Below are 12,463 nucleotides of genomic sequence, written 5' to 3' on the forward strand. Positions count from 1 at the left end.
GCTGCTCTTTTTTAACTTCAGCTTAGTTATCTTATTTTATTGACGCACGCCACTTGCTCTATTATGGCTTTCAAACTATAATCTTTTCATGGTTCGGCGTCCTGATGACGTCGCTCTTTCGCGCTCGCTTTCCAGGCACTTATTCAATATAGCGAGTTCAATTAGCTTTGTCAACTATTTTCTCAAAAATATCTTTGGGACTGTTTTTAATCGCTAAAACTGCTCACAGTGCTGGGTTTAAGCAACAATAGTTTATGCACTGTGCTGATGAAGGAAGGGTAAAGCGTGAATTTTCAGTCGGTAATAGCTGTATTGCATCAGTTTTGGAGCGATCGCGGTTGTCTCATAGCCCAGCCTTATGACATGGAAAAAGGGGCTGGAACAAAAAACCCCCATACTTTTTTGAGAGCGCTGGGACCAGAACCCTGGGCTGTTGCTTACGTTGAACCTTGCCGTCGTCCTACAGATGGTCGTTACGGTGAAAACCCTAATCGCTTCCAACACTACTATCAGTACCAAGTCCTAATTAAGCCTTCGCCAGATAATATCCAAGAGATTTATCTTGATTCGTTGAGAGCTTTAGGTATTCGTCCTGAAGATCACGATATTCGGTTTGTAGAAGATAACTGGGAAGATGCGACTGTGGGAGCTTGGGGTACTGGATGGGAAGTCTGGTTGGATGGGATGGAAATTACTCAATTTACTTACTTTCAGCAATGCGGAGGTATTGATTGCAGTCCTGTGTCGATTGAGATGACTTATGGACTGGAGCGACTGACAATGTATCTCCAGCAAGTCGAAGCAATCACTAAGATTCACTGGACAGACAATATTACTTATGGTGATGTTCACCTCCAGGGAGAGATTGAACAGTGTACATATAACTTTGAAGCGTCGAATGCTGAGTTGTTGCTGACGCTGTTTAATTTGTATGAACAGGAAGCTACGCAATTAACGGAGCGCGGACTGGTGTTACCCAGCTTGGACTATGTAATTAAATGTTCGCACACGTTTAATTTGCTGGATGCTAGAGGTGTGATTTCAGTCACGGAGCGAACTCGTTATATTGCCAGGATTAGGCATTTGGCACGGAAAGTTGCTCATTTATATGTTGAGCAAAGGGAGAAGTTAGGTTTTCCGTTGCTCAAAAAGGCCGTAGGTTCAATGGTAGAGACTAGCCTTGAATATCAATAACGCTAGACTAGATTCTCTTAACTCTCTAAAAAAAGGGGTTAAGCGTAAGTTATGAAGCAAATGTATTGATTATGTGTGAGAGATGGTGAATTGGAGTGAAGTTCTAGAACCGATCGCAGCTTGGTTTCGTTCACTTGGAGTCCCCGAACCGATTGTACATTGGGGACATCCATTGATGATGGCGATCGTTGTTTTTGTAATGGGCAGCTATGTGGCGCTAGCAGGTTGGCGAGGAAGACTGATTGAGGATAAAGATGCTGCAATTAAAAGTCGAAGTGACCATCGTCAACTAGCACCTTGGCTATTTTTATTCATGGCAGCTGGTTATACGGGTGGAGTTTTGTCTTTGGTGATGCAGCATCAGCCAATTCTGGAAAGTCCTCACTTTTGGACTGGTTCGCTGGTATTACTACTATTGCTAATCAACGGTGCAATTTCTCTAAGTGGGTTTGTGGGGAATAAAATGGCGTTACGTGCAGTTCATGCCTATGTAGGCAGCATCGCACTTTGTATTCTATTTCTCCACGCTGTACTTGGGTTTAAATTGGGCGTATCCCTATGACGTAGCTGTTTGTTGCCCAATTTGATAACCGTCGTCAGATATTGATTCATCCTAGATAAGCTACAACTACAGAAACAAAGCCCGTAGAACCGGGCTTTGTTTGTATAAACTTGATGAACTATACTTCACCACAAGCATGAAAATTTTTCTTTCCTGCTCCTCTAGTTATTTTTAAGTCAGCTACGAATTTTATTCGTAAGGTGCTTCTACAAAAAATTTTATGATTCAAACGAGTGGTGTAATTATTTGTCTTGGCTACATTCTCGGATTACTGTTTACAGCAGTTCCCTGGGGTGGTGTGTGGATTTTAGTTTTAGGGTTAGTGGGAGCCATTCTGTTTAGAAGACGCTATGCTACTCCACGACAAGTTGCTGAAAAACCAGAAAATGCTGGAGGTAAAACCAAAGTAGTGTCTAACGCTTGGCAAGCTATGCCCCATCCTAGAATATGGGTAGCTGCTGGCTTGGTAGGGCTTTTGGCAACTTTGTATTTTCAATTTCGAGTGCCACAACCAGGAGTAAAAGACATTAGTCAGTTCGTCCCGCTTGGAAATAGCAGTAATCAAGAACAACTTGTAATTGTTCGCGGCCAAGTCGCTAGTACTCCCCGCTTGACTCGCAGTCAGCGAGGACAATTTTGGTTAGAAGCGACTCAGCTAGATGAGGTCAAAAACGAAAAGGGCCCAGCAAATGTGCCGAAAGGGGTGACAGGTAAGTTGTACGTAACTGTACCTTTACTTCAAATTACTGGTTTATATCCTAGTCAACAAATCGCTGTGACTGGGGTTTTGTACAAACCGAAAGCGGCGTCAAATCCTGGCGCTTTTGATTTTCAGAAGTTTCTCAAGCAAGAAGGAACATTTGCTGGTCTGATTGGACGACAGGTAAATATTCTAGATGTAGATGCAAAACGTAAATGGGGATGGTGGCAAGTTAGAGAACGAATTGTGCGATCGCAAGTTCGTTGGTTAGGTGTCCCAGAAGGGCCACTTGTAAGTGCCATGGTTTTAGGAAGCAAAGCTGTTGATTTACCTTATGATATCCGTGACTTGTTTGTACAGGCAGGATTAGCCCATGCTTTGGCAGCTTCCGGTTTTCAAACTTCTTTAATTTTGGGTGTGATATTACAGCTAACAAAGCGTTTCCAGAAGCAAACACAATTTACTTGTGGCTTGTTAGGTTTAATTATTTTCCTGAGTTTAACAGGTTTTCAGGCTGCGGTACTAAGAGCTGTAATTATGGGTTTTGCGGCATTAGTAGGTCTGGTATTAAAGAGGAAAGTAAAACAGTTAGGTTCACTGCTGCTAGCAGCGTCGCTGTTACTACTGTTTAATCCTTTATGGATTTGGGATTTAGGTTTTCAACTAAGTTTTTTAGCAACGCTAGGGTTAATCGTCACAGTACCCCCGCTAGTTGAGCGTTTGGGTTGGTTGCCGCCTGCGATCGCTTCTTTGATTGCCGTTCCTTTTGCTGCTACTATCTGGACTTTACCTGTACAACTGTTTGTCTTTGGAGTTGTGCCATCTTACAGCCTGCTACTGAATATCGTTAGCACTCCATTGATTTCTATCATTAGTATAGGTGGAATTATTAGTGCGATCGCGGCATTAATTTGGACTGATGCAGGAAGTTTTGTGGCTGGGATATTGCATTATCCTACTGATTGGCTAATCAAGTTAGTAGAATTTTTTAGCAAACTGCCAGGAAATTCTGTTGCTGTAGGTAGTATATCCACTTGGCAAATACTGACAATTTATGCACTTATTGTATTAGTTTGGCTAGTGCGTTGGTGGCAGCAGAGATGGTGGTTTGCTAGTCTAATTGCAGTTGTTTTGGTACTTATTCCAATTTGGCATTCTGCAAACACGTTATTTAGGATAACTATTCTGGCAGCAGATACAGAACCAATTTTGGTCATTCAAGACCGAGGAAAAGTAACTCTAATTAATAGTGGAGATGAGGGTACAGGACGCTTTACAATCTTACCATTTTTGCAACAGCAGGGTGTGAATCAAATCAACTGGGCGATCGCTAACAATTTCCAGAGCAATGATAACAATGCTTGGCTGGAACTACTACAACGTTTACCCATTAAAAATTTTTATTTATATTCCTCTAAACCAGAAAATTCTATTGCTATTCAGGTTATTCAACAGGAACTACAAAAGCATCAAGGGATCTACCAAGCTTTGGCAATTGGTCAAGTTGTGAATACTGGTTCAATGGTGACGCAATTAATTAATGAACAATTGCCTATCCTACAATTACAAATTTTCGATCAAAACTGGTTATTAGTAGGTAATATCAAGCCAAAAGAAGTACAACAGCTAGTTAAGAATGGAAGTTTAACTAGGCCACAAGTACTGTGGTGTTCTCCTCAGTCTTTAAAAGATTTAGTTTTAGCTCTAAAACCAAAAGTGGCGATCGCCTCTTCTGCCAATATTGATCAAAAAACTTTGTCTGAACTTAGTCAAAGCCAAACACAACTGTTTTTTACAGGACGAGATGGAGCAATCCAATGGACACCTAATGGTCAATTTGAGACGTTTATTCAAGCAACAGAAAATAGATCCTCTGTCTTATAAATAAGTATTACGGTTATTGTTGCCTGTAATATGAGGCGATCAAAGAGCGATCGCTTTATTGCTCAAAATGCTATTATGACGAGGAGGATGCGATCGCATTTCCTTAAACCCACGAGATTTGAGCATACTGAATGCATGTCAAATCTGTAAATGAATAGCTGGAGAGGTGGCAGAGCGGTTGAATGCGACGCACTCGAAATGCGTTTTGGGGCAACTCAACGGGGGTTCGAATCCCCCCCTCTCCGTTTTAAAATATTGCAGTGATTCATATAGCAGTTATATTCTCATAGACACGCATTATATTTTTTTATACAACGCTAAAATATACACCTAGAAGAACTATTTTTGGGATAAACTAATGCCATCGTGTGAGGAGTGAACGATGGCAAATCCAAGGCTAGTACAATTACTATCGTTAAGTTTTATTAGTTGCTGTTTTTGTGTAGGCATTGGTATAGGAGTTTTCATCCGCTTTGGGCAATTGCAACCATCAGACGCCGCTACCACATCTACCGAGACTGAGCCATTTCCGTTTGCTTTCCCGGAACCCACGCCACCGCCAGGGAAAGAGCATCTAGATACTATTACCATCAAAGCAGTTGGGGATATTATTCCTGGCACAAATTTTCCTAACTACAGATTGCCACGCTTAAGCAAGCAGCTGTTGCCAAAGTCGGTAAGGGCATACTTGCAAGGATCTGATATTTTATTTGGTAACTTTGAGAGTAACTTAACTAATTATCCTTACACTACTAAAGACATCAGTAGAGGGCAAGTTTTTGCCTTTCGCTCGCCACCTGTATATGCCCAGATGTTTGCAAAGGCTGGGTTTAATGTGTTCAACATGGCTAATAATCATGCAATGGACTTCGGTAAGGTGGGGTTCAAAGATACAATGAACAATCTTGAGGCTGCGGGCATCGCAACATTAGGTCATAAAAATCAAATTCTCTATACAGAAGCTAATAATATTCCAATTGCAATGATCGGGTTTTCTCCTTACAACATGTATAATTCTATTCACGATCTAGCAGCAGCTCAAACACTCGTAATACAAGCCAAAAATAACGCCAAAATTGTAGTTATATCAATGCACGCTGGAGCCGAAGGAACAGAGGCACTACACCTGAAGAATCAAACAGAGTTTTTCTATGGTGAAAACCGAGGCAATTCAATTAAGTTTGCTCGAAAAATGGTTGACGCCGGAGCAGACTTAATTCTGGGACATGGGCCTCATGTTCCGAGAGCGATGGAAATTTATAAAGGAAAGCTCATAGCATATTCTTTAGGAAACTTTTTGGGATATCGGACTTTATCTACAAATGCCCAAACGGGTGACTCGATGATTTTAGAAGTCAAACTTAATTCAGCGGGAAATTTAGTATCGAGTAAAATTATTCCTGTTCGTATGGATAAGCAGGGAATCCCTCACATCGATCAACGTTTCCAGACTGTGAAACTTGTGCGTTATTTGAATAATCAAGCTTTTCCCAATAATCCGGTGAAGATTAATAAGAAAGGAGAAATTCTTGTGCTTAATAAAAAATAGGAAATTCATCTAAAAGATAAAGCAAGAAAGGAAAAGTCGTGATACTTGCCTAAATTAAGAGCGGTGGTTAACTCGACTAATCTTTGTCATCTAGTGGCTCTTGCTGAAACTTATCCTCCTTTTGGGGTTGAGTGTCAGTAGGCAAATTTTGCTTCTCTTCCAGTGTTGGTACTACCACACCATTCGGCTCTGACTGTTTTGATTCTTCAGGTAATGGCGCTGCTGGTAGAATCACAGGATTTGACGGACTGACAGGTTGGGGCAAGGCAGAATCCTTATTCAAAGAGGGTAAGTTATTACGTGGTGATGGTGTGGGTGAAGCATTACGAGACGATCGCAATGCTCGCAATGCCCGCTCTGCTCGTAACCTATCCACTACTGAAGGCGAGGAGGATACGCTAGGCGAAGGTGTAGATTGATTAAGATTACGGCGTTGCGATTCTTCTGTAGAACTGTTAGCGCTACTGGGAGATTCGTCTTGAGAAACACGGCGATTGCGCTGACGACGCTTAGAAGTAGAGACTGGTGCAGATTCAGCTTCGGAAGTCGTATTTGTCTCTCTACCCGAAGGTGAAGATTTACTATCTTCTGTGGCAGGCTCTTGAAACGGCTGCTCAAAAATTGGCTTTGTAGTAGACTGCGGCTGAGATTTGGGGAGCATACTAGTGATGCCAAAACCTGCTGTAGCTGCAACAAAGGCTACACTTATACCTATTAACAACACCTTAGACGATCGCAGTTTCTTAGTCAGTACAGTTCTCTTCTGTGCTGATACTTGATTAACATGATTTTGGGCAGTTTTCCTAGGCAATTTTGCTGACTGCTGAACAGATAAATCGATGGTGGGTAAAGCTTGTGGTGTCATATCTCCCCGAATTTCAGGTAGCAGTTGCAGCCACTCAGCAACAGTTGCGGGACGAAAACGAGACTCAACAGCCATCCCACGCATTACAGCCTGATTGACAGCAGCACTTAAATGTGGTTGTAGTTCACGGGGGGAAGGCATTTTTTCGCGATCGCGCAGCAGTGCTGGCATGGGAACTTGTGCTGTCAACAGTGCATACAAAGTTGCTGCCAAACCATAAACATCCGTTGCGGGTGTGCGCGGTGCTTGCGAGAGATACTGCTCAAGTGGAGAATAGCCCTCAGTGACTAAACCTGTGTGAGTCTGCCTCACCCCGCCATTAAATTCTCTAGCTATGCCAAAATCAATCAGCACTACCTCCTGAGTTTCTTGGCGGAGGATGATATTATCTGGCTTAATATCCCGGTGCAGCAAACCATTGCTGTGTACTACCTGTAACGCTGCCCCAATTTGACGGATGTAATGAATTGCTTTGACTTCTGGCAAAGGTATTCCTGGCAATACAAATGCGTCTCCCAAGGTTTCGCCAGGAATGTATTCCATCACCATGTAAGGCAGCCCAGCTTCAATAAAAAAGTCGCTGACTCGGACAATATTTGGGTGGATACAAGTGGCTAATCGTCTGGCCTCATCTTGGAATTGGCGCTCGAACTTGGCAAAATCGGGATTTAGTCGCAGCCGTTCATTGATGGTTTTCATTACCACCTCATGGCCTAAGTATTGATGAGTAGCCTTAAACGTGATACCAAAGCCACCCCGCCCTATTTCCTGAATTAAGGTATATTTTCCACCTTGCAAAATTGTGCCTGCTAACATAGAAAATTTTGAGTCGTGAGTCCTTAGTGAGCAGATAAATACTGAGTCCTAAATTTTAGGAGATTTCTAAAAAAGTCTTCCCATTTTTGGAAGCAGGAGCCTCGCCCGCTACAAACTAAGCTTGTTTGCTTATCCTACGGGATGATTTAGTTGTTGAATTACTCTAAATGAGAAAAAATGAGAAAAACCTCCCCGCGATCGCAACAGCTTTGTCTTTTTCATAGGATAGCGCGGACGTGTCGAAAACCAAAGTGAGAAACAAGCTCAGGCTGTCTATACCGGCTTACGCGATTGTCAACGAGGAGACATTGCTTGGCAGGCTACCTGTTACCCTTCGTAGAGAAAGCAGATTTAGGTGAGCTATCGCTCACCTAAATAATGTAATTGGCCTTTAAGTTTTACTTTTTAACAGAGTTTAAAAGTCAAGTTTTGACATTCCTTCGACAAAGCGATCGCTTTAAAGCTATACCACTAGAAAATTTTTTCCCGGTTAAACAATCGCCAACATAGCTAAATTACCGCTAAAACCAGTAATTTCAATAATGGCGTCATTTGTGGCTGAGAATCCATTTATAGCATCATTAATAGCCAAGAATGTCTGCTGATTATCACCTCTACCTAAGCTAAATGTTGCTGCTTTGTTAGCAATAAAAGTAGTTGTGTTTAATAAGCTTTGAATTTGTGATTCAACAAGGATATTAATATTACCAAGTTTGGCAACATCGGCGGCATTCACAGCACGTGGTGTATCTTTGCCATCGTAGGTATAAGTAGCGACAGATTCAAATGTACCGTCGTTATCAGAGTAATTACTTACAGATATCAGGTTATATCTGTAAGTGATTACTGAATCTGTAATAACGTCGTTATTGTTGTCAATACTTTCGGAAATGCGATCGCCATTGGCATCGTAAGTATAGGTGGTAGTTGATGTCATGATTTTTATCTAGGATGTTATACGTGAGCATTGTATATTCATACCCAGTTAAAATAAGACTCAGTTTTTTAATCTGTAATATTACTTAAATGAATGTAAAAAAAGATTAAAATCGCTGACCTATGCCTAAATGCACTCGGCTTTCTCCTTGGTCATTAATGCCATAGTCAGCACGGATTAAGCCCAAGGGTGAATTTAAGCGCACTCCCGCTCCATAACCAAAACCATAACCTGGTTTACCCCTTACACCTGCTGGATCTCCTAGTACAGTATCACCAGAGCCTAAGTCTGAGGCATAATCGGCAAACAGCACACCCCCTACTATGGGCAAGATGGGGAAGCGGTATTCTGCGGAAGCTAACACATAACTGCGACCACTACCTACATTTCCAGCGTCATAACCGCGCACTGAGTTGGAACCACCCAAATTAAAGGTTTCATAGGGTGGTAGATTACCGATGACAGTTCCAGCTTGGACATTTAGGGCAAATACTTGTGGTTGTTTGCTATTAAATAGCTGGACTGGCACATACTGACTGTAATTGGCTTTGAGGCGATTCAGAGAAATACTACCTTGACCGACAGGAACAGATTGTTCTGTACTCAGACTTAAGACGGAACCTTGAGTTGGATTGATGGGATTATCTCGTCGGTCTTTGATGGCAGTAAAAGATACAGTAGTCAAGTCATCAACGCCAGTTCCACTTGCAGATAAAGAATTGCTCTTAGCATCAGTTGCGGTAATATTACCTAGGCGATCGCGAATACTAGTACGGGTATAGTTAAATCCTAAAGAGGTGTCCCAATCGTCAATCGGTCTTTGGAAACTAATCCCACCACCTATTTGACCTTCGCGTACTTTGTCGCCATTAGCCAGCTTGATGTCGTCATCAAAGGTTTCGGAAATTTCTCGGTGACGAAAGCCATTCACAGTGTAACCGAAGCGATCGGGGTCAGTGGAGCGATAAGGACTGGTAAATTTGGTATCAAACTGTAAGTCTCGGCTACTTACCCCAAGATTTACAGCTAAAGTATCATTAATACCATTGACATTCTGGTCTTGATAGTTAAATGTTCCTACTAATCCTAGATCAGCATTGTAACTACCACCTAAGTTAATACCACGCGCTCCAGTTTCTTTGAGATTGTACACTAAATCAACTTTTGTCGCGTCGCCTTCGAGGGCAACATTTACAGTTTCAAATAAGCCAGTACGATATAGCTGTTGCACGTCTTGCTTAACTACATTTTCTTGGAAGATTTGACCAGGCTTCAGCTTGAGTTGCTGTTGTAAAAAGTCTGGCTTAGTACGTCCCCCTACTGGATTACCTTTGCTATCAACGGTTTTACCCTCATCGTTGATAAAACGGAACTTGATATCGCTCACCAAGCCTTCAGCAACATTTAAGGTAAGAATTCCCTGACGGGTGGGTTTAATTGATAACACCTGTGCCAAGTTATAACCATTGTCGGCGTACCACTTGTTAATTTGTGCCACAGCTTGCTGGAGTCCAGCAGGACTGATAGTAGTTCCAATTTGAAACTGGAAACGTTCTTGGACTACTTTGTAGGTGAGTATCTTAGCACCAGAAAGTTGCAGCGATCGCACGATCACTGGTTGCACTTGATAAACTACACTCAACCCAGCAGGCGTACTACGGCTATTCACATTGGCATTAGTAAATAAACCTGTATCTAAAATAGCCGCTACGTCTCTTTGTAGCTGGCTTTGACTGGTTTCTCCCCCCGCCTCTGTTTTAATCACCTTACGAATTATTTGCTGTAATTCCTGACTGGCTCCCACCACTTGCACATCTGTAGCTGTAACGACTAAATCGTTGTTAGTAGTTGGGGATGCAGGTGAAACAAAAGGAGTAGGATATGAATTTTCTTTCCTTTGTTCTTTCATTCCTTTGTCTTGTGATGTTACTACTATGGAATTCTTACTAGCACTTCTTTGCACAACCACAGTATTTTGGGAAAATTGTTGTGTAACTAGACCTTCTGGAGAAGCAACCGCCTCTACTCGTGCAGGGATGTCTTCAATTACTGGCACTACTAAGTTAGATTTTTCAGTATGAGTAACAGTAGCAGGTGCAGCTATTACCTGCTGAGTGACATTACTAGCAGCTAAAGTAGCTAAAGTAAAAATTGCTGTAGAAGAAACTCGCATAATATTTAACTTAATTAACTGGGAGTTAGTGATAGAGAGGTTATGAAATGGGGACTAGCCCTTTCAATATGGGTATAAATCCCAAAAAAATTTCCCAAAATTTGGGCTTTTTACCTTTATGTCTTAGTGGTTATAAAGTTTTTTAACCACAAAGGCACTAAGACACAAAGAAAAATACAGTACACCCGAAAGGGCTAGGAATGTTGATAATATCAACTTCCAGCGGCTTTGCCGATTTGTATTTTCATTGATCCCTTTGCCCAAACTGACAGTTAATTGTGATTTTTTGTTTCGTGTCAGTAAATGCCTGACTGTGTGACTATTTATAACATCACATTTAATATTACGGTCAGCATCATTTTGATAACTACAATACTTACTGCGAGGTTCTATGAGTGATTTATCCCAGTTATCTTCAGCTTCTCATCCCCAAGCTTCAATTTCTCGTCTACGGTTGCTTGTTTTAAGCAATGGTCATGGGGAGGATATGATTGCAGTCCGCATTTTGCAGGAACTCCAGCAACAACCAAACCCACCAGATATCTTTGCTTTACCTCTGGTGGGTGAAGGACACGCTTACCAACAGTTGAATATTCCACTTATAGGTTCAGTACGCACTATGCCTTCTGGTGGCTTTGTTTATATGGATGGACGCCAATTGATGCGAGATGTGCGTGGTGGTTTGCTGCAACTGACTTTCACCCAGATTAAAGCTATGCGCCGCTGGGTGAGTTCCCAAAAGAAATTAGGTAATAAGAGAGCTATTTTAGCTGTGGGAGACATTGTACCACTGTTATTTGCAACTTTGAGTGGCGCTAAGTACGCTTTTGTCGGTACAGCGAAATCAGAATATTACGTGCGTGATGAAGTTGGATTATTACCACGACAATCAAAAGCTGCGCGTTGGGAAAACTTTTCCGGTTCAGTTTACCATCCTTGGGAACGTTGGTTGATGAGTCGCCGCCGTTGTAAAGCGGTGTTTCCCAGAGATGCGCTGACGGCAGAAACATTAAAACAATGGCCAATTCCAGCTTTTAATTTGGGTAATCCGATGATGGATGGTTTAGAACCGACGTTTCCATCCCAACAATTTTATAGTCATGATACGCAAAAAGAAAAAGTACGACCACTAGTTGTAACTCTGCTCCCAGGTTCACGCCCGCCGGAGGCATATACTAATTGGGAGAAAATTATGATTGCGGTGTCTGCATTGATGGCAGGTTTGCGCGAGAAAGATTCAGTGTTTTATGCTTCTGGTACGGTAGTATTTTTAGGTGCGATCGCACCTGGTTTAGATTGCAATATTCTCGCCCAAGATGTTAATTCTCAAGGTTGGCAATCTGACTTGCAATCACCCATTCAACTCCCCGATTCTAATACTTTAATCTTTAAGCAAAGAAACGCATATTTGTTACTGACACAAAAAGCATATAACGATTGCTTGCATTTGGGGGATTTGGCGATCGCAATGGCAGGTACAGCTACAGAACAATTCATTGGTTTAGGAAAACCTGCGATCGCTATTCCCGGTGATGGACCTCAATACAACCCTAACTTTGCTGAAGCTCAAAGTCGCCTTTTAGGAGCATCTTTAATTTTAGTCGAGCAGCCAGAAAAAGTTGCAAAGGCGGTACATTCGTTGTTTAAAGATCCCGACATCTTGCAAACTATCGCCGAAAATGGTATTCAACGCATGGGAAAGCCGGGAGCAGCACAACGTATTGCTAATTGCTTACAGGAGCTATTGGGTTAAGCTTATTCCCCATTCAAAGTACGTGAGATT

General features: G+C 42.0%; 8 protein-coding genes and 1 tRNA gene. 6 read left to right on the forward strand and 3 right to left on the reverse strand.

Features of this window, described 5'->3' with window-relative positions:
* Positions 1 to 285: 285 nt before the first annotated feature.
* The 5 genes from glyQ to HCR01_RS22845 all read left to right on the forward strand — a co-directional run bounded on the left by glyQ (position 286) and on the right by HCR01_RS22845 (position 5,889).
* On the forward strand, positions 286 to 1,194 hold the full coding sequence (gene glyQ, locus HCR01_RS22825) for a glycine--tRNA ligase subunit alpha (protein ID WP_193198396.1): 909 nt from the start codon (positions 286 to 288) through the stop codon (positions 1,192 to 1,194).
* 82 nt (positions 1,195 to 1,276) lie between these two features.
* Positions 1,277 to 1,756: a DUF4079 domain-containing protein gene (locus HCR01_RS22830; protein WP_193198397.1), complete on the forward strand. Its 480-nt coding sequence runs from the start codon at positions 1,277 to 1,279 to the stop codon at positions 1,754 to 1,756.
* Positions 1,757 to 1,976: 220 nt separating this feature from the next.
* Positions 1,977 to 4,340 (forward strand): ComEC/Rec2 family competence protein, encoded by a 2,364-nt coding sequence (locus HCR01_RS22835; RefSeq protein ID WP_193198398.1) that lies wholly within the window; start codon positions 1,977 to 1,979, stop codon positions 4,338 to 4,340.
* A gap of 160 nt (positions 4,341 to 4,500) precedes the next feature.
* Positions 4,501 to 4,585: transfer RNA gene (locus tag HCR01_RS22840), tRNA-Ser, on the forward strand.
* A 137-nt stretch (positions 4,586 to 4,722) separates the two neighbouring features.
* Positions 4,723 to 5,889 (forward strand): CapA family protein, encoded by a 1,167-nt coding sequence (locus HCR01_RS22845; protein ID WP_193198399.1) that lies wholly within the window; start codon positions 4,723 to 4,725, stop codon positions 5,887 to 5,889.
* A gap of 76 nt (positions 5,890 to 5,965) precedes the next feature.
* On the opposite strand, the gene HCR01_RS22850 is transcribed toward HCR01_RS22845, so the two are convergent.
* From HCR01_RS22850 to HCR01_RS22860, 3 genes are all read right to left on the reverse strand, one after another.
* Complete coding sequence (locus HCR01_RS22850) at positions 5,966 to 7,570, reverse strand: serine/threonine protein kinase (RefSeq protein ID WP_193198400.1); 1,605 nt, start codon at positions 7,568 to 7,570, stop codon at positions 5,966 to 5,968.
* 490 nt (positions 7,571 to 8,060) lie between these two features.
* Entirely contained in the window at positions 8,061 to 8,507 is a 447-nt protein-coding gene (locus HCR01_RS22855; RefSeq protein ID WP_193198401.1) for a bluetail domain-containing putative surface protein, read from the reverse strand.
* A gap of 106 nt (positions 8,508 to 8,613) precedes the next feature.
* Entirely contained in the window at positions 8,614 to 10,680 is a 2,067-nt protein-coding gene (locus HCR01_RS22860) for an outer membrane protein assembly factor (protein ID WP_193198402.1), read from the reverse strand.
* 391 nt (positions 10,681 to 11,071) lie between these two features.
* Here HCR01_RS22860 and HCR01_RS22865 point away from each other — a divergent pair, with 391 nt between their 5' ends.
* A complete protein-coding gene (locus tag HCR01_RS22865; protein ID WP_193198403.1) occupies positions 11,072 to 12,433 on the forward strand; it encodes a lipid-A-disaccharide synthase-related protein in 1,362 nt (453 codons plus the stop codon).
* The last annotated feature ends 30 nt before the right edge of the window (positions 12,434 to 12,463 follow it).

It is taken from the genome of Nostoc sp. MG11, from assembly GCF_014904695.1.
In the GTDB taxonomy this organism is placed as follows: Bacteria; Cyanobacteriota; Cyanobacteriia; order Cyanobacteriales; family Nostocaceae; genus Komarekiella.